The sequence below is a fragment of the Streptomyces sp. NPDC005963 genome, from assembly GCF_040638655.1.
In the GTDB taxonomy this organism is placed as follows: domain Bacteria; phylum Actinomycetota; class Actinomycetes; order Streptomycetales; family Streptomycetaceae; genus Streptomyces.
Genome location: NZ_JBEXVD010000019.1, coordinates 73,302 through 91,021 on the forward strand (window position 1 = coordinate 73,302; position 17,720 = coordinate 91,021).

General features: G+C 69.7%; 14 protein-coding genes. 3 read left to right on the plus strand and 11 right to left on the minus strand.

Features of this window, described 5'->3' with window-relative positions:
* Window positions 1–141 precede the first annotated feature (141 nt).
* From ABZ348_RS23620 to ABZ348_RS23635, 4 genes are all read right to left on the minus strand, one after another.
* Window positions 142–651: an N-acetyltransferase gene (locus ABZ348_RS23620; protein WP_358936108.1), complete on the minus strand. Its 510-nt coding sequence runs from the start codon at window positions 649–651 to the stop codon at window positions 142–144.
* Window positions 652–936: 285 nt separating this feature from the next.
* Window positions 937–1,362, minus strand: coding sequence for an RNHCP domain-containing protein (locus ABZ348_RS23625; RefSeq protein ID WP_358936110.1), 426 nt, complete (start codon window positions 1,360–1,362; stop codon window positions 937–939).
* Between the two features lie 26 nt (window positions 1,363–1,388).
* Complete coding sequence (locus ABZ348_RS23630) at window positions 1,389–1,790, minus strand: RNHCP domain-containing protein (protein WP_358936112.1); 402 nt, start codon at window positions 1,788–1,790, stop codon at window positions 1,389–1,391.
* A 411-nt stretch (window positions 1,791–2,201) separates the two neighbouring features.
* Window positions 2,202–2,444: a DUF397 domain-containing protein gene (locus ABZ348_RS23635; protein ID WP_358936114.1), complete on the minus strand. Its 243-nt coding sequence runs from the start codon at window positions 2,442–2,444 to the stop codon at window positions 2,202–2,204.
* Window positions 2,445–3,050: 606 nt separating this feature from the next.
* Between ABZ348_RS23635 and ABZ348_RS23640 the strand changes: the two genes are divergently transcribed.
* The gene (locus tag ABZ348_RS23640; protein ID WP_358936116.1) at window positions 3,051–4,364 is read left to right on the plus strand and encodes an amidohydrolase family protein; all 1,314 of its coding nucleotides are present in this window, start codon (window positions 3,051–3,053) and stop codon (window positions 4,362–4,364) included.
* 108 nt (window positions 4,365–4,472) lie between these two features.
* Here the strand turns inward: ABZ348_RS23640 and ABZ348_RS23645 are convergent, their stop codons facing one another.
* Together ABZ348_RS23645 and ABZ348_RS23650 are read right to left on the minus strand one after the other, a co-directional pair.
* Complete coding sequence (locus ABZ348_RS23645) at window positions 4,473–4,976, minus strand: GNAT family N-acetyltransferase (RefSeq protein WP_358936118.1); 504 nt, start codon at window positions 4,974–4,976, stop codon at window positions 4,473–4,475.
* Between the two features lie 138 nt (window positions 4,977–5,114).
* Window positions 5,115–5,357, minus strand: a complete 243-nt coding sequence (locus ABZ348_RS23650) for a DUF397 domain-containing protein (RefSeq protein WP_358936120.1) — start codon at window positions 5,355–5,357, stop codon at window positions 5,115–5,117.
* A 993-nt stretch (window positions 5,358–6,350) separates the two neighbouring features.
* On the opposite strand from ABZ348_RS23650, the gene ABZ348_RS23655 reads away from it, so the two are divergent.
* Entirely contained in the window at window positions 6,351–7,451 is a 1,101-nt protein-coding gene (locus ABZ348_RS23655; RefSeq protein WP_358936122.1) for a calcium:proton antiporter, read from the plus strand.
* A gap of 79 nt (window positions 7,452–7,530) precedes the next feature.
* Here the strand turns inward: ABZ348_RS23655 and ABZ348_RS23660 are convergent, their stop codons facing one another.
* The 3 genes from ABZ348_RS23660 to ABZ348_RS23670 all read right to left on the minus strand — a co-directional run bounded on the left by ABZ348_RS23660 (window position 7,531) and on the right by ABZ348_RS23670 (window position 11,069).
* On the minus strand, window positions 7,531–8,673 hold the full coding sequence (locus tag ABZ348_RS23660) for a homoserine O-acetyltransferase (protein ID WP_358936124.1): 1,143 nt from the start codon (window positions 8,671–8,673) through the stop codon (window positions 7,531–7,533).
* A 17-nt stretch (window positions 8,674–8,690) separates the two neighbouring features.
* The gene (locus tag ABZ348_RS23665) at window positions 8,691–10,049 is read right to left on the minus strand and encodes a bifunctional o-acetylhomoserine/o-acetylserine sulfhydrylase (protein ID WP_358936126.1); all 1,359 of its coding nucleotides are present in this window, start codon (window positions 10,047–10,049) and stop codon (window positions 8,691–8,693) included.
* Between the two features lie 540 nt (window positions 10,050–10,589).
* Complete coding sequence (locus tag ABZ348_RS23670; protein WP_358936128.1) at window positions 10,590–11,069, minus strand: hypothetical protein; 480 nt, start codon at window positions 11,067–11,069, stop codon at window positions 10,590–10,592.
* Between the two features lie 355 nt (window positions 11,070–11,424).
* Here ABZ348_RS23670 and ABZ348_RS23675 point away from each other — a divergent pair, with 355 nt between their 5' ends.
* Window positions 11,425–13,254 (plus strand): serine hydrolase, encoded by a 1,830-nt coding sequence (locus ABZ348_RS23675; protein WP_358936130.1) that lies wholly within the window; start codon window positions 11,425–11,427, stop codon window positions 13,252–13,254.
* Window positions 13,255–13,336: 82 nt separating this feature from the next.
* On the opposite strand, the gene ABZ348_RS23680 is transcribed toward ABZ348_RS23675, so the two are convergent.
* On the minus strand, window positions 13,337–14,869 hold the full coding sequence (locus ABZ348_RS23680; RefSeq protein WP_358936132.1) for an NAD(P)/FAD-dependent oxidoreductase: 1,533 nt from the start codon (window positions 14,867–14,869) through the stop codon (window positions 13,337–13,339).
* 126 nt (window positions 14,870–14,995) lie between these two features.
* Window positions 14,996–17,239: a serine/threonine-protein kinase gene (locus ABZ348_RS23685; protein WP_358936134.1), complete on the minus strand. Its 2,244-nt coding sequence runs from the start codon at window positions 17,237–17,239 to the stop codon at window positions 14,996–14,998.
* Window positions 17,240–17,720: the final 481 nt, after the last annotated feature.

The window sequence follows — 17,720 nt, forward strand, 5'->3', positions numbered from 1 at the left end:
CTCCGATGTCCGGGCACCGCCCCGGCGTCGGGGGTCTTTGTTTCGGAGGACCGGCCGGGCATCGCATCGCGCGAGGAACACCCGGGAGCGACCCGTCTCACCGTGCATGGCCGCCGTGCACGGGGAGACGGGTCGGGTCGTTCACACGCCGAACGCCGCGGCGTATCGGATCACACCGGATGGAACGGGCCGGTCCGAGTCCAGGACGAGCGCCATCATCGCCTCGTCCGGTACCTCGAACGGGGCACGGATCCCCCAACGGGAAGCCGGAAGGAATCCGAAGCGCGGATAGTAGTCGGCGTGCCCGAGGACGACCACCAGGCTCTCGCCCTGCTCGACGGCGGCGGCGAGCGCGGCGCGAATGGCCGCGGAACCCGCGCCCTTGCGCTGGTGGGCGGGCAGCACGGCACAGGGTGCGAGAGCCAGTGCGGGCTGACCGCCCACATGACAGCGCGTGAGCAGGGCGTGTGCCGCAAGTGTCCCGTCGGGGGCGGCGGCCACCCAGGACAGCCCGTCGATCCATGCGTCGGGGTCTGCACGGAGTGCGTCCACCAGGTCCGCTTCGGCCGTGGTGGAGAAGGCCGCGGCATTGATCTCGTGGATCGCCGCCCTGTCCTCGGGGGCTTCGGAATGGGTGGTCCAGTTGGTCATCGTGAGTCTCTTTCCAGCAGTACGAGGGAGCGGGAGCGACACCATCGGCCGGGCCGTCACGACCGGGCTCGCGCACAGAATGATCTCTCCCCCACCTGACGGGCCGTGTCATGCCATTCCGCGGTGGGAGGAAGAAGCTGCCCGCAGTGGGCTTCCGGGAGGCAGGGGGTGCCTCCCGGATGGGGCTCGGCCGAGGACGTACGCACGATGGTGGCGTCGTCCTCAGCCGAGCGTTCCGGGCGCGTCGGGCCGCGGTGGCGCGGCGCACCCGGAGGTCATGGCGCTTCAGAGCGTGAGCAGCACCCGCAGCGGCACGGTGCCGTCTGCCAGTGGCCGTACCGCGATCCGCACCAGGGCCAGGGCGTTGTCATCCCCAGCGATCCGATTGGAGCTGAGTTCACCGCACGACAGACATTGATGGATGATCATCCATTCGCCGTCGGTCCGTGTCGCCATGCTCAGCGCCGTCATCCGTCCTCGGCACGTCGCATCGCGGTCGCCGGGTACGCGACGGTCGACGTGGCGGCTGGTCAGACAGTGCGGGCAGTGGTTGCGGTGAGCCGTTCCGGGCGCGCTCACGGACACGTCGAGCCGACAGCCGACACATCTGAACGCCTCTCCCTGGCTGCCGTTGCGTCCGTGGAGCACGTCTTTGTGCCGTTGGGCGCGTGCAGGGCGCTGTCGGTGGTTCGGTGCCTTGCGTCGTGGCATGGTCGTCCTCCGTCCTTCCGGTTCCCTCACAGCTCGGCGAAGAGTTCGAGGGGGAAGGGCGGCTGTGCCAGCGGTCGGACGGCCATCCGCATGAGGATCAGTTGGTTGTCGTCGGTGCAGATGGCGCTGGAGGTGAGCTCGTCGCAGCGGGTGCAGCGGTGGATCACCATCCAGTCGCCGTTCCTGAGGACGGCGATGGAGATGGGCGTCATCCGTGATCGGCAGTCGGAAGCGCCGCCTTCGACGTGGTCGTGCACGTGCCGGGAGTGCAGGCAGCTGGGGCAGTGGTTGCGCCCGGTGCCATCGGGTCCGAGTTCACTGACGGTAAGTCCGCAGCGTACGCAGTCGAACGTCTTCGTCCGCTGGACGGGGCTCGGGTGGGAAGTGGGTCCGCCAGAGGCGTGGGAATGCGAGTTGTGTGAAGACACCCTCGGTGCTCCTTGCTGAAGTGATGAAGCGATGACAGCAGGAGGAGGCCGAGCGGCCCTGGGCGAATCGTGGCCGTGAGGCGCGGTGGGAGCCGCGGTTCTCGGGGCGCGACGGAGCGACGCACCGGTGCGGATGCGGTGTCGGAGACCTCGATGGACCGGCCGACCGCACGCCGAGGAGACGGCGGGGTCGGAGCGGTGATCAGGCTGTGGTCAGCGACCGGACCGGTACACGGTTCGGCGGGGCCTTCTCGGCACGGGCCGGGGCATACATCAACTACTTTCTCGGGCCGAGCGGTCCGGTGACATGGTGGAACGGGCTGCCTGATGAGGCGGTGAGCACGCTAGCAAGTGGCCTTTCGAGCGTGCCAATGGTTTTTCGTGCCGCTGCCGTCCTCTTGAGCCACGGGCTCAGGAGAGCAGGAAGTCGGCACCGCCGTCCTTCGCCCACTGGATGAAGACCCGCATCTCCTCCGTGGTGCAGACCAGGGCCGGGCCGTGTGGATCGCTGGACTGGCGCAGGGCGATCCTGCCTCCGGGGAGCTTCTTGGCCTCCACGCAGGAGGCCCCGTTGGGTCCGCTCCACGGTCGGTTCCAGTTCTCATCGCCCAGGTCGGCGGCGGCGTGGTCGACATGGTGGATACGCGCGGTCATTGCATCTCCTTGTGGATGTCCGTCCCCGGGACATCGCTGAACTTGCTGGGGGGGTGGTCTGCGGTCCGCCCTGCGACAGGGGCGCACGGTGTCGGCGGGCGATCCATCGCGCCAAGCCCTTCGGCCGGTCGATGGCCTGGGGAGCGCGCGCTCCGAACCCTCCGGTACACCGTCAAACTCCTTTGCACATGGGCCCGTTGGGATGCAGTTTGCCATGAGTGAGGTGGGGTGCACAGAGCACTTGACGACAATGCACAGTGCATTCTTCAAGGTGCGATCGAGTCAGGCGGGAAGGTGTGCAGGTCATCACCGGGTTGACGGTCGACGCCGCACTGTCGGCCCTTTCGATCACCAGACGTACGGATGCTCCGAGGCGTCGCGCCGGCAGGCCACGAGCCGTGTGAACCGGCTGCGGTCCACGCGGACGGACGACGAGGAACGTCTGGGTTCGTCGCCACTTGAGCCGACGAGGACTCCATGCACATGTCCATGCAGTAACTGTTGTCTGCACGTATACATGCGGCTAGGGTCCTGGCCACCGAGCACTGATCGCGCAGCAGGAGAGCGAGCGCGGAGCCGTAGCCACACCCTCAAGGAGCTATGTCCATGTGCATTGACCCCACCACCCCTCCCCCGCCGTCCCGGGTCACCCGGCGCGGCGTACTCGCCGGTGCGGCCGTGCTCGCAGGAGGGGCGGCACTGACGGGAACGGCCACGGGGACCGCCTCGGCAGCGGACCGCGCTCGGACCACGCCGTCCCGTCCACCGCGCGGCGGCACCTTGATCATCGACGGCGGTACGCTGCTGGACCCGCTGACGGGCAGGGTCACCGAGGACGCCGTCGTGGTCATCGAAGACGGTTCCGTCCGTGCGGCAGGCACCCGCAAGGCAACGAGGAACGACGTGGCGGCCGTCCGTAAGGTCGCTCGGGTCATCAAGGCGAACGGCCGCTGGATCCTGCCCGGACTCGTCGACGCCCACATCCACTTGAGCACGCAGACCGATGCCCACCGGGCCATCAAGCTCGGAGCGACGAGCATCCGCAGTGGAAGCACCAGCTTCTACCAGGACATCGCCCTGAGGGAGCTGGCGCGCTGGGCGCCGGGTCGAGTGCCGCGGATACGGGCGGCCGGTGTCTTCGTCACGCCCAAGCTCGGGGACACGATCCTGGCCGACCCGGACCTCGCACCGCTCAGCCGTCTCAAGGACGGCGTGCGCACGGCCGAGGCGCTGCGTCGGGTGGTGGAGGTGAACCTGTCCCGAGGCGTCGACGTGATCAAGACACGGGTCAACGAGCGGGCCGGATCGCCCACAGAGGACCCGCTGACCCAGGTGTACGACCGTGACCAGCTCTCCACCACCGTGGCGGCGGCCCGGCGCGGCGGTGCGACCGTCCTGTGCCACAGCTACAGCGAGAAGGGCATCCACGACGCGGTGATGGCAGGGGTCAGCAGCATCGAGCACGGGGTGTACCTAGGCGAGCGCACCATGCGGGAAATGCGGAAGAGGGGTACGTACTTCACGCCCACCCTCGCCGCCATGGCCAGCCTCGCCGCCGATCCCGACCCGATACTCGCCGAGCGCGGCAGACGCTTCCTCCCCATCGCACAGCGCGCAGCGCTGCGCGCCCATGAGCTGGGGGTCCCCATCGCGGCCGGCACCGACTCCTCCGCGGGTGCGGTCGACCCGATCGGCCGGGAGGTCGAATTGCTGCGCGAGGCAGGACTGCCCGCGCTGGACGCGATCCGCACGGCCACCACGGGTGCGGCACGGCTCGTGGGCCTGTCGCGGAGCGCCGGGCGACTGGCGCGCGGCTTCCGCGGGGACGCCGTGCTCATCGACCGCGATCCGCTCGACGACGTGTCAGCGCTCAAGAGCCCGAGCACCGTGATCAGCTACGGCTTTCCCGTCGACGCCTGACGGTCCCGTACAGGTCGTCACCCGGGCGGGCCGCTCACCGGGGTACGACCGGGCCGTGGCCCTCCCCCGGCGGCCAACGCCTCGGCGGGTCACGGCCCACCCCGAGCCTCACCCGGCACCGTCGGTCCAGTCGATCCGGTAGTACGCACATCGTCCGTCCTCTGCGACGCATCGCATCCCGACGGCTTCCATCACGCGTCGGGATGCGATGTTGTCCAGATCGGCATCGCCTTCGACACCCGTCACACCCCAGTCGCGCGCGGCAGCCACCAGGCCGCGCAGCGCCTCCGAGGCATATCCCTTGCCTTGTGCCGAGGGGATCAGACCGTAGCCGATCGTCACCGTACCGATGGCGTTCGGGCGTCCGTGGAAGCCCAGCCCGCCGATCGCCCGACCGTTGTCCCCGCGACGGACCTCATACGGGCCGAAGGGTTGTGGATCGCCCACCCTGGCACAGATGTCGAGGAACTTCCGGGCTCCGGTCACATCGCCGTCGGTGGGATACCCCTCCTCCCAACGGTCGTCGACCTGCGGTGTCCCCGCCACCAACCGCCGGGCCTCTTCGATGCCCAACGGATGGAGAACCAGTCGTGTGGTGATCAGATCCGCCATGTGCCCGTGCCTATCACACTGGTTGGTGGCGGCGCGGACTGTTGGCCGCGTCCCACCGACAGGGCGAACAGTCGCTCCGCCCAACGGTCCACGTGCGAAGCGACAACGCGCCCGAGGGTCGAAGGGTGACGCAGCGGGTCAGGTGAGGTCGAACTCCCCCTCCCGAGCGTTCAACACGAACGCTCGCCACTCCGCCGGGGTGAAGATCAGCGACGGGCTCTCGGGACGGCCGCCGTTGCGCATGGCGATGAAGCCTTCGACGAAGGCGATCTGCACGTCCCCCGCCCCCTGGGTACCGGACCGCCAATCGGCTCTGCTGAGGTCGAGCTCGGGCTTCTCCCAACTCGAAAACATCTGCGTGGTTGTGGTGCTCTCCGCCACGTCCGTGCTCCTCCCGCATGGGTTCCGAGTCAGAGTAGCCACCCGTTGCCCTCCCGCACAGGCCACCGACGCGCCCGGCACCGGGCCGAATGCCCCGCAGTTGCGTCGTCGGCGCGGCTACCAGCGGAGTCGTCCCGACACGCTGGTGAGCGGACCGACGAACCGCCGCCCGGGGAGTGTTGCGGTCGCGCTGACAGGGAGTGGATCTGGCGTTCGACAGTGACACGGGCAGCGCAACGAAGGCGCCTGATGTGCGTCCAGGGCAAGCAGCGGGGATGCGTCCCATCGCGTACACGAGCGGAGAACCATCACCATAACTCTCACCCTAGACTTGAGGTTGAGACTCCATGGGCCAGAGTCATGGAAAGCGAGGGGAACGGGGATTCGACGGGTGCATCGAAGGGAGCGTCGTCAACCGAGCGAACGCATCGGCGGCTCGGTCCCTGAGGCCCGCGGACAATGGGTTCCGGACACTCAGCGCAGGCGTTCCAGCGATCTGCACCTCCGAGGAGTGCACGACAGCGGCACGGTCGAAGGACTCCTCGCCGCGCCGGCACCGCGGGGACCCGGCAAGGCATCGAAGGAGTTGATGCGCGGCTGGGCAGTCGGATACAACGCATGACTGATACAACGTCAGATCACCGATCCGGTCTGCCGGAACGCTACCTAGGTCCGTCCGGTGTCCATCATCGACGCCCGCCGGGTCATGCACCCACCGTGCTCGGCGGCCAGGGACAACGGGTCGACAGCATCACCTCGGCGCAGCCGCCCTGGCGCACGGGCAGCCCGGCGACCGTTCCCCCGAAGCGGCCGACGCGGCACGTCGGCTGTTCTCAGACGAGAGAGCCCGAGGCGCGGAGACGGGGTGGTGCGGGTGCGCGAACGCCACGTCATGTCCGACGTTCCAGATGGCCGGGTGGGTCGGTGGCGTGTCGCACCCCGTTGGCGCAGCACCCCGCGCGCCCGGCCCCTGCTGCTGGCAGCGTTGGCTGCATGAAGACTGGCGCACCACGGCTGAGATCCCAGTGGACCACGTGGGTGCCGCCCATTGCGGTGATCGCCCTCGTGTTGGGCTGGGGTCGAGAGCTGTCCGGTGCCGCCGTCGTGATCATCGGGGTGTGTCTGATCGGTGCCGTGCTGGCCGCGGTGCACCATGCCGAGGTGGTGGCCCATCGCGTCGGTGAGCCGTTCGGATCACTCGTGCTCGCCGTCGCGGTGACCGTCATCGAAGTGGGCCTGATCGTGACGCTGATGGCCGGTGGCGGGGACAAGGCATCCACCTATGCCAGGGACACCGTCTTCGCCGCCGTCATGATCACGTGCAATGGGATCGTGGGCTTCTCCGTGCTGGTCGGTGCCCTGCGCAATCGTGTGGCCGTCTTCAATGCGGAGGGTTCGGGCGGTGCCCTGGCGACCGTCTGCACGCTCGCCACCATGACCCTGGTGCTGCCGACGTTCACGACGGGCCAGCCTGGCCCCGAGTTCACCGGCAGCCAGTTGGCGTTCGCCGCCGGTGCGTCCCTGTGTCTGTACGCACTGTTCGTCGGAGTCCAGACCGTCCGGCACCGGGACTACTTCCTCCCGGTGCGGTCCCAGGACCAGTCCGCCGATCCCGATGACCACGCTCCCCTACCGAGCGACCGTGCGACCTGGTCGAGTGTCGCGCTGTTGTTGCTGGCGCTGGTGGCCGTTGTCGGCAATGCGAAGCTGGTCTCACCGGCCATCGAGGACGGTGTGGAGTCGGCGGGGTTGCCCACGGCGGTGGTCGGTGTCGTGATCGCTTTGTTGGTGCTCGCCCCGGAAACCCTCGCGGCGGTACGAGCGGCCCGGCTGGGCCGGATGCAGACCAGCCTGAACCTCGCCTACGGATCGGCCATCGCCAGCATCGGTCTGACGATTCCCGCCATTGCGCTGGCCACGATCTGGCTCGAAGGTCCACTGGTGCTGGGTGAGGACGCCACCCACATGGTGCTGCTGGTGCTCACCGCGGTGGTCAGCGCCCTGACTGTGGTGCCGGGGCGGGCGACCCTGCTCCAGGGCGGAGTGCACCTGGTGCTGTTCGCCGCCTTTATCTTCCTCTCCTTCAGCCCCTGACCCGCACGCGGAAGAACGCGCGGGCCCGGGCCGTCCTTACCACTTCCTAGGGCGTCGTGTGGGTCGGTGGCGCTGGGCGTCACCCGGCGTCGAGCAGTTCCCCGACCAAGGCGGCGACCTGCTCGACCTCCATGAGGAATCCGTCGTGGCCGGAGGCGGAGGCTATGGTGCGCACCCGGTCGGCCCCGGGGATGTGCGCGGCCAGGTGGCCCTGTTGTGCAAGGGGATAGAGCCGGTCGGAATCGACTCCGGCAATCAGGGTGCGGGCGCTGACCCGGCTCAGGGCGGCGGCCGTTCCGCCCCGGCCTCGGCCGAGGTCATGGCTGTTCATCGCCTCGGTGAGGACGACGTAGCTGCCGGCGTCGAAGCGGTGGACCAGTTTGCCCGCGTGGTGGTCGAGATAGGACTCCACCTGATAGCGACCGCCGCGCCAGGGGTCTTCCGCTCCCTGCGCCGAGCGACCGAACCTGAGGTCGAGTTCGCTCTCGCTGCGGTAGGTCACATGGGCCAGTCGCCGGGCGAGTCCCAGGCCCTGGTGGGGCCCGCGGCCGGGTCCTGCGTCGTGGTAGTCGCCGCCACGCCAGTTGGCGTCCGTACGGATCGCCCCCACCTGGACGCTGGCCCAGGCTATCTGCTCCGCACTCGCCGCCGCCGTGGAGGCGAGCACGAGGAGCGAGTCCACCCGCTCCGGCCAGGACACCGCCCACTCCAACGCCCGCATTCCGCCCATCGAGCCGCCGACCACGAGGGCCCAGCGGTCGATTCCCAGCAGATCGGCGAGGCGCACCTCGGCCTCAGTCTGGTCACGGGTGGTCACAAAGGGGAAGGCGCCGCCCCAACGACCGCCTTCGGGGTGGGGCGAGGACGGGCCGGTACTGCCCTGGCAGCCCCCGAGCACGTTCGGGGCGACCACGAACCAGTGGTCGGTGTCGAGGGCACGGCCCGGCCCGATCAGCCCGTCCCACCAGCCGGCGGTGACATGGCCGGGACCGGCCGGGCCGCTGACGTGACTGTCGCCGGTCAGCGCATGGAGGACGAGGACGGCGTTGGACGCGTCGGGCGCCAACCGCCCCCATGTCTCGTACGCCATCCGGACCCCGGGGAGTTCCCCGCCGCTCTCCAGGGGAAGCGCCGAACGCAATCGGGCCCACTGGCGCCGGCCGGGCGGGTCGCCCTCCTGCCACGCCCCGGTGGCGGGGGGCAGGAGGGCTTCCCGGGACACCGTGTGGGCCTGAGGGTTCAGGACGCGCCCTTCGCCGCGCGGAACCCTGCTTCCAGATCCGCCTTGAGGTCGGCGAGGTTCTCGATGCCCACGGAGAGTCGGACCAGCCCCGGCGAGGTTCCGGTCGCGGCGAGTTGTTCGGGCGCGAGCTGACTGTGCGTGGTGGACGCCGGGTGGATGATCAGGCTGCGCACGTCGCCGATGTTGGCGAGGTGGCTGAAGAGCTCCACGGCATCGACGAAACGCTTGCCGGCCTCGACGCCGTCACGCAGTTCGAAGGAGAGGACGGCACCGGCACCCCGCGGAAGGTAGCGCTGGGCCGCGTCGTGCCAACGGTTGCCGGGCAGGCCGGGGTAGTGCACGGCGGCCACCTCGTCGCGCTGGGACAGCCATTCGGCGAGCGCCTGGGCGTTGGCGGAGTGTCGCTCGATGCGCAGGCTGAGCGTTTCGATGCCCTGGAGCAGGAGGAACGCGGAGTGCGGTGCGATGGCGGGGCCGATGTCCCGCAGCAGTTGGACGCGGAGCTTGATCGCGAAGGCACTGGGTCCAAGCGCAGGCCAGTAGCGCAGGCCGTGGTAGCTGGGGTCGGGCTCGTTGAAGTCGGGGAAGCGCTCGGCGTGTGCCCCGAAGTCGAAGGTGCCGCCGTCCACGACGACACCGCCGAGGGTGGTGCCGTGTCCGCCGAGGAACTTGGTCGCCGAGTGGACGACGATGTCGGCGCCGTGCTCGATGGGGCGCAGCAGATAGGGCGTGGGGACGGTGTTGTCGACGATCAGCGGGACGCCTGCGGCGTGGGCGGTGTCCGCCACTCCCTGGACGTCGAGGACGTTGCCCCGCGGGTTGCCGAGGGTTTCGGCGAAGAGCGCCTTGGTGTTGGGGCGGATGGCGGCGCGCCAGGCGTCGAGGTCATCCGGGTCGTCGACGAAGGAGACCTCGATGCCGAAGCGGGGCAGGGTGTGGCGGAAGAGGTTGTAGGTGCCGCCGTAGAGGGAGGTACTGGAGACGATGTGGTCACCGGCACTTGCCAGGGTCAGGATGGCCAGGGTTTCGGCGGCCTGTCCGGAGGCGAGCGCGACGGCGGCGACGCCGCCCTCCAGAGCTGCGATCCGCTGCTCCAGTGCGTCCTGCGTGGGGTTGTGGATCCGGGTGTAGATGTTCCCGGGCTCCGCGAGCGAGAAGAGGTCGGCCGCGTGCTGGGTGTCACGGAAGACGAAGGACGTCGTCTGGTAGATCGGTACGGCCCGCGCGCCGGTGGTGGGGTCGGGCGAGGTGCCGGCGTGGACCTGCTTGGTCTCGAACGACCAGCCCGGGCCGGGTACGGAGGCGGTGTCGTCGGGGGTGTGACCGGCGGCCACCGAGTCGATGGGCTGGCTCATGGTTCTTCCTTCGGATGTGATGGACGGGATGTGATGGACCGGATGTGGTGAACGGGCGTGGTGGACCGGAGGTGACAGCGGGGCCGTGCGTCGGAAGGACGCGGGGTGGTCCTGGGACGTCCGGGGCGGCGCTTGGAAACGGGACTCGAAGCGTCGGCCGAGCCGACGGACGCAGCCCACCGCTCGGCCGCCCGGTCAGACGCAGAAGTGAAAGCCCCTACGGGCACGGGGATAACCCGGCGGACAGGGGGCCGTCGCGTGCGGAGGGCCGGCGCGCGGATCGCCGTCGTCGTGAGGTGCCGTCGTTCAACCGCGTGCCCTTCCCGCTGCCGGGGCCGAGGTGCCCCGGGAGATCGTCCACTGCAACGTAACGACCCGGAGTGAAAGCGGGAAGGGTGGCGCCCGTTTCGCCACACTGCCGCAATACCACGGCAATAATGGATAAATGCCCGAATGTACGTTCGGTGTCGATGCAGGACTGTTTCCACCTGCATCGGATCAGTCGCAGGGGCGCGGTCGGGACCGGGCGCACGGGGTCGCTCACCCCCCGTGGAGGACCCGACCGGCCGGTGTGCCGAAGTACCAGTGGCGCCCTTGCGGCGGTGGGTCCAGGACGTCGTCCACCAGATCGGACATGGCCCGCCCCAACTCCACCAGCGGCCCGGCGGCCACATGTCGGGCACCGCGCAGATCGATGGTCTGGCCGTCGAGGACGTTCCACCCGGCGACCTCGGCGAGGTCAACACCGCCACGCTCGGCGAGTCGCGTGCCCGCTCGCGACACCCAGCCCAGGAGTGCCCGTTGCTCCTCGGCACTGAACTCGTCCAGCAGTACGGCCATGCTCGCCCCCACCACCGCGTGCACCCGCATCTGGTGCACCAACTCGCTCCACCACAGCGGACGGCGATCCGGGGCGGACTCTTCGGCGAAGTGGATCGCCTCGGCGAAGAGGACGCCCAGCCCGACGTCGTAGGCCCAGAAGAATCTGTCCCCGAAGCAGACTGGTGTCGCCCTGCCCATCGATCCCCGCCCCCTGGAGTCCGCCCTACCCGCCGTCAGCTCATCGGCGGCACCGCTCTGTGTCGCCAGGCTATACGCACGGTCCGTAACGGGACGCGGTGTTGCGCCCACCGCCACGGGAGCGATAAAGGCGTGCGGACGTGTTTCCGCGGACGGCTCGGGGCACCCGATCCCACGGGCGAGATCGGGTCGCGGCCCGGGGCCTGCGCCCTTCGGTACCCGACGGGAGCCGCGATCTCACGGCCGGTGTCGGACCGGTCGGAGTGTTGACAGCGCACGACTTCCGCAAGAAAGCTTCACTGCTATTCGAGGACCCGCGAATTCTCGGCGGATTCACAGAGGAGAGGGGTTCCGGGTGACCGAGGACACGACAGGCGCGGGGATCAGCAGACGATGGCTCGGGAGCGGGGCGCTGGCTCTCGGCGGAGCGTTCGCCCTGTCACCGGCTTCCTTCGCGGACGCGGCGACGGTCGGCGGTGCGGGAGCGGAGGGTGAGCCCCTCGACGGGCCCGGCGCCCTCCCGGGGCAGGGTCCCACTCTGCGTCGCGGTACCCCTGGGCGGGCCGGTCTGATCGGCGCGCATCTGGAGCAGTTGGTCACCGAAGCCGAGGCGTTCCTCCGACCCTCTCCTCGAAAGCCCTGGTATGCGGGAGCGGTGCTCCTCGCGGGCCGCGGCGGCACGGTCGCACTGCACCGACCCATCGGAATGGCCGTGCGCTACTCCGGTTATGACGAGAAGTCCGACACGGGCATCGAACTGCCCGCCGAACGGCAGATCCCCATGGCCGAGGACACCGTCTTCGATCTGGCTTCGGTCTCCAAGCTGTTCACCTCTCTGCTGGCGGTGCAGCGGATCGAGAGGGGGGAGCTGAAGCTCGACGACACCGTCGCATCCCATGTGCCGGAGTTCGCGGCGGCGGGCAAGCAGGAGATCACCGTGCTCCAGGTGCTGACGCACACCTCGGGGCTTCGGCCTTGGATCCCCTTCCACCGCGAGCCGACTCGGGAGGGCATGTTGCGGCTGCTGTGGCAGGAGGCCCCGGTGAGTCCGCCGGGCGTCACCTACCTCTACTCCGATCTGAATCTGATCGCCCTGCAGTTGGTGTTGGAGCGCATCACCGGCCGTTCGTTGGACGTCCTCCTCCGTGAGGACATCACCGCTCCGCTGGGGATGCAGCGCACGCGGTTCAATCCCCCGCCGTCCTGGAAGCCGAAGATCGCCGCCACCGAGGACTCCCGACCGCCGTGGTCCGGCCTGGACCGGGGGCTGGTCTGGGGCGAGGTGCACGACGAGAACGCCTTTGCGTTCGGCGGTGTCGCGGGGCACGCGGGAGTGTTCTCCTGTGCGTGGGACCTGGCGGTGCTGGCCCGTACGCTCCTCAACGGCGGCAGCTACGGAACTGCACGCATCCTTCGACCGGAATCGGTCGAGCTGATGTTCACGGACGCCAACACGGAGTTCCCGGGGAATGCGCACGGCCTGGGATTCGAGTTGTACCAGCACTGGTACATGGGGGCGATGGCGACACCGCGCAGCGCCGGGCACACCGGGTTCACGGGCACCAGCCTGGTGCTCGACCCCAGTACCGACTCGTTCCTGATCGTCCTGGGCAACTCCGTCCACCCCGTGCGCACCTGGCGGTCGGGCAGTGCGCCGCGGGTCGCCACAGCCGACCGGTTGGCGCGGGCGGTCGCCGTGCGTCCCCGAAGGGGCCGTACCGCCTGGTTCTCAGGGTTGGCGAACGCGTCCGATGTCACGCTGACCCTGCCCGCGCTGCCCGTGGAGTCGTCGACACGGTTGGTCAGTTCCGTGTGGTGGGACATCGCCCCCGGTGCGGACCGGCTCCTGCTGGAGGCATCGAACGACGACGGCGTCACCTGGCGTCCGGTGCCCTTCGACACCGTACGCCTGGGGGCGCGTCAGCCGGCGGGGCACCATCCGGACGGTTCCGCTGGCGGCTGGTCCGAACGGGTGTGGCACCGGTTGACGGCCGATCTCGCGCCGTGGCGGGAGACCACGGTACGGGTGCGGTGGCGGTACACGACCGATTCGCGGCTGGTGGGTCGGGGCGTGTACGTGGATGCGATCAGGGTCGAGGACAGGGGACGTACGGTCTTCGACGAGCGACGCTCGACGGATCTGGCGCGGATCGAGGCCGTGGGCTGGATCGCGTCGTTGGACTGAGGGTGCACGGGTCGGGCGGGGTGGGCACCAGGATGGCGACGGGTCGCGTGGGGCCCGCCCACGGTCGGGGCCGTACGGCGTCTCACCGACCCAGCACCGCCATGGCCGCGTTGTGTCCGGGCACTCCGCTGACTCCCCCGCCGCGTACCGCGCCCGCACCGCACAACAGCACGTTGGGGTGCTCGGTCTCCACTCCCCAACGCCCGCTGGTGTCGGTGGCGTAGGGGAAGCTGAGGTCGCGGTGGAAGATGTGCCCGCCCGGCAGGCGTAGTTCCCGCTCCAGGTCGAGGGGGCTGCGGGCCTCGATGCAGGGTTCGCCCCGCTCGTCGGTGGCGAGGCAGTCGCGGATGGACTCGTCGAGATGGGTGTCGAGTTCCGCGAGGGTCGCCGTGAGGAGTTCGGCACGGGCCCGCGCGGGATCGGCGGCGAACAACCGCGCCGGCGTGTGGAGTCCGAAGAGGGTCAGGGTGTGATACCCGCGGGCCGCGAGATCCGAGCTGAGGATCGAGGGGTCGGTGAGCGTGTGGCAGTAGATCTCGGACGGGGGCGCGCTGGGCATGGTCCCCGAGGCGGCTTGCCGGTAGGCCGCTGCCAACTGTCCGTATCCCTCGGAGACGTGGAAGGTGCCCGCGAAGGCGTCGGCGGGGTCGACCGTACGGTCCCTCAACCCCGGCAGTCGTCGCAACACCATGTTCACCTTGAACTGTGCGCCCTCCACGGGGTCCGGGGTATCTCGGCCCAGCAAGACGGCCAACTCCTGCGGCGAGGCGTTCACCAGGACGTGACGGGCGGCCACCGTGACCTCGGCGTGGGGGGAACGGCACGTGACTTCGGCCCGTTCGCCGTCCGTGTCGATGCGGGTGGCCTCGTGGAGGGTCGCGATCGTGGCCCCGGCGTTCTTGGCCGCGAGGGCGAGCGCATCGGTGAGCGCACCCATGCCACCGATGGGCACGTCCCACTCACCGGTGCCACCGCCGATCACGTGGTAGAGGAAACAGCGGTTCTGGAGCAGGTCGGGGTCATTGGCATCGGCGAAGGTGCCGATCAGGGCGTCGGTGAGCACCACGCCCCGCACCAGGTCGTGCTGGAAGTGCGTTTCGATCGCGGTGCCGATGGGCTCTTCGAACAGGATCCGCCAGGCGGCTTCGTCGTCGATGCGCGCCTTGAGTTCGGCGCGGGTGGGCAACGGTTCGATCAGGGTGGGGAAGACCCGGGCGGCCAGTTGACCGGTCATACCGTAGAACTCCTGCCACGCCGCGAATTCCCTCTCACCGCCGGTGAGTTGCGCAAAGGAATCCCGGGTGCGGCCCGCACCCACCAGGAGTCCACTGCTGCCGCTCGGGGTGTACGAGGACACCCGCCGCCGCCGTACGGAGAAGCGCAGCCCGAGGTCACGCACGATCTTCTCCGGCAGCAGCGAGACCAGATAGGAGTAGCGGGACAGTCGGGCGTCGATTCCGGCGAAGGGGCGGGCGGAGACCGCGGCGCCTCCGGTGTGCGTGCCGCGTTCCAGCACGAGGACGGAGCGCCCGGCGCGGGCCAGATAGGCGGCGGCGACCAGACCGTTGTGGCCGCCGCCGACGATCACGACGTCGTACGAAGTGTGTGCGGGCATGGCCGGAACATAACCGCTGGGGCCGCTGTCGAACCACAACGGACGGCGACACCTTTGCGGTGGTGTGTCGGACGGGTGCTCACTTCCCCCGCGGGGGGCGGTCGGCGGGGGCTTCGCAGCCGCCGCCTAACCGCCGCGGCCTTCGCGCAGCGCGGCGACACGGCGGTAGAGCTCTACGGCCTCGGTGCGCCTCCCCAATTGCTCCAGGCAGTGCGCCTCGTCGTTGCGGCTGGCCAACGCTTCGGGGTGGTCGATTCCCAGCACGCGCTCACGGGCCCCGGCCACGCCCTCGTACACGGTCAGTGCATCGGTCCAGCGGCCCAACCAGCCGAGACAGACGGCGACCTCCCTGCGGCTCACCAGGGTGTCGGGATGGTCGGCGCCCAGAGCCCGGGATCGGAGGGAGCTGACGTCCCTGGCCTCAGTGAGCGCCTCCTCCCAACGGCCCAGACGGCCCAGGTTCACCCCGAGGCCGTGTCGGGCGCGGAGCGTTTCGGGGTGGTGCGGGCCGCTGAGTCGGCTGCGGTCCGCGACCAAGCCCCGGTAGAGCTCCAGCGCCTGGTCGGTGTGGCCGAGGCGGCCGAGGCCGATGCCCACCTCGTAGCGGGCGGCGAGCGTGTCGGGATGGTCCGCGCCGAGCGCCCGGGCACGCGCCGCTGCGACCTGCCGATAGCTCTCCAACGCCTCGGGCCAGCGCCCCAGCTGACCGAGGGTGTACGCCACCTCGTAGCGGGTGACCAGGGTGTCGGGATGGTCGGGCCCGAGCACTCGGGCCCTGGCGGATGCGACGTCGCCGGCCATCGTGAACGAGTCCTCCAACCGTCCGAGGCGGCTGAGGCTGAAGGCGAGGTTGTGACGACAGCGCAGGGTGTCGGGGTGGTCGGGGCCCATGGTGCGTTCACGGGAGGCGAGCACGGCCGTGTAGATCTCGTGGGCTTCGAAGTGGCGGCCGAGTTGGCCGAGCACGTACGCCGTTTCCTGACGCGCCGCCAGGGTGTCCGCATGGTCGGCCCCGAGCACCTGCGTACGACCGTCGGCCACCCGTTCGAACTCACGGAGGGCGTCCGCCGCCCGTCCCGTCCTGCTGAGGGTGAAGGCGACTTCGTAGCGGCTGGCGAGCGTGTCGGGGTGGTCGGGGCCCAGGGCGTGTTCGCGCTCGGCGGCGACAGCCCGGTGCACTTCGCCCGCTTCCTCCCAGCGGCCGAGACGGCCGAGGCTCAGACCCGCGCTGTGCCGACTAGCGAGAACGGCCAGCGCCTCCGGAGACGGGGTGGGACGCCTCGGTGCGGTGAGTACCGGTGGGGCGGTGACCCGACGGCTGTCGATCCCCGTCGTCCACTCACCCGTCAGTCCGGCCGAAGGGTCCACGGGCTCGGGGCGCACCACCCCACCGGTCGCGCGATGGCCGCCGGTCATGCCCCTGGTCCAGGTCGGCAGTGCCGGTAGCGCCCCGGAGTGCGGGTCGAAGCGGCCGTCCAGCGGTGGTGCGTGCGTCGCGTGGGCCAGTGACGGCGCTGTTCGATCGATCGAGGTGCTGATGCGGCGGCGCAGGTCCTTGGCGTCCGCGGGGCGCCCGTCGGGGGCCTTGGCGAGCAGATCGAGCACGATGCGCTGCAAGGGGTCGGGGATGTCGTCGCGATGGGTGCGCAGGGGCTGGGGCGGGGTGTCCCGGTGCCCCACCAGAACGGCCCAGGCGTCCTCGTGGTCGAAGGGGGGCACACCCGTGGCGATCTCGTAGAGGACGCAGCCCAGCGAGTAGAGGTCGCTGCGGTGGTCGACGGGACCGCCACCGATCTGCTCGGGTGACATGTAGTGCGGGGTGCCCATGGCGATGCCGGTGCCGGTGAGGCGCGACGTCAGTCCCATGCTCTCGCCGAGGCGGGCGATGCCGAAGTCGCAGATCTTCACCTCTCCGTCGGTGAGCCGCATGATGTTGGCGGGCTTGAGGTCGCGGTGGACGATCCCCCGCTCATGGGTGTATGCGAGGGCGTCGGCCACCTGCTCCGCGATGTCGACGACGTCGTGGACGGGCAGCGGGCGCTGTCTGTTCTCCTCCAGCAACTGGCCGAGGTTGCGCCCTTCGAGCAGTTCCATGACGAGGTAGAGGACGCCGTCGGACTCTCCGAAGTCGTGGACGACGGTCACCCCGCGGTGCTGGAGGGATGCGGCGACCCGGGCCTCTCGCCGGAATCGCTCCCTCAGCACGGGTGCAATGCCTGTGTCGGGCTGTGCGCCCATGGGCTTGAGGCACTTGACCGCGACCCGTCGGCCCAATGACTCGTCGACGGCCCGCCAGACCTCGCCCATGCCCCCGCGCCCGATGACGTCGAGAAGCCGGTACCGGCCTTGGATCAGCCTGGATTCCGCCATCGCGTCCTGTCGCCCCCGTTGCTCCACTGCCGCCCTCCCCGGCACTCCAGTATGGCCTCCTGGCTGCGCAGTCTGTACGTCGAGGGGCTCGTGGCGGGGTCAAGTCGCCCCATCGCTCTCAAGATGTGACCTGGCACCGCGTTGCGAGGGAGTGCGGCACGGAACCGCGCGTCGGATGGGGCTGAAGTGGTGGGTTCGGGCGCTGCCACGGAGAGCGAGCGCTTCCCATCGAGGCGGGGAGTTCCGAGGAGGTGTTCCGGGACTCGGGTACGAGGTGTCCGTCCGCCGCGACTTGGGCGCGCCTTCAGCCGGTGCCGACGTACGCCAACCGGCCATTCCCCGTGGAACCGACCGCACCGATCCGTTGATCGTTGAGATGATCCGGTGCTGCATGCGCGGAGAATGGGGTGGTGGTCGTATGAGCGTTCCGGGGACGACCGGTGCACGGTGAAGCAGGCCACGAGGTCGCGGCTGTCGATCT

What these genes read in the sequence shown, in the direction of transcription:
- ABZ348_RS23620 (WP_358936108.1), bottom strand. Translation starts at nt 651, where the DNA reads ATGACCAACTGGACCACCCATTCCGAAGCCCCCGAGGACAGGGCGGCG.
- ABZ348_RS23625 (WP_358936110.1), bottom strand. Translation starts at nt 1,362, where the DNA reads ATGCCACGACGCAAGGCACCGAACCACCGACAGCGCCCTGCACGCGCC.
- ABZ348_RS23635 (WP_358936114.1), bottom strand. Translation starts at nt 2,444, where the DNA reads ATGACCGCGCGTATCCACCATGTCGACCACGCCGCCGCCGACCTGGGC.
- ABZ348_RS23640 (WP_358936116.1), top strand. Translation starts at nt 3,051, where the DNA reads ATGTGCATTGACCCCACCACCCCTCCCCCGCCGTCCCGGGTCACCCGG.
- ABZ348_RS23645 (WP_358936118.1), bottom strand. Translation starts at nt 4,976, where the DNA reads ATGGCGGATCTGATCACCACACGACTGGTTCTCCATCCGTTGGGCATC.
- ABZ348_RS23655 (WP_358936122.1), top strand. Translation starts at nt 6,351, where the DNA reads ATGAAGACTGGCGCACCACGGCTGAGATCCCAGTGGACCACGTGGGTG.
- ABZ348_RS23665 (WP_358936126.1), bottom strand. Translation starts at nt 10,049, where the DNA reads ATGAGCCAGCCCATCGACTCGGTGGCCGCCGGTCACACCCCCGACGAC.
- ABZ348_RS23670 (WP_358936128.1), bottom strand. Translation starts at nt 11,069, where the DNA reads ATGGGCAGGGCGACACCAGTCTGCTTCGGGGACAGATTCTTCTGGGCC.
- ABZ348_RS23680 (WP_358936132.1), bottom strand. Translation starts at nt 14,869, where the DNA reads ATGCCCGCACACACTTCGTACGACGTCGTGATCGTCGGCGGCGGCCAC.
- ABZ348_RS23685 (WP_358936134.1), bottom strand. Translation starts at nt 17,239, where the DNA reads ATGGCGGAATCCAGGCTGATCCAAGGCCGGTACCGGCTTCTCGACGTC.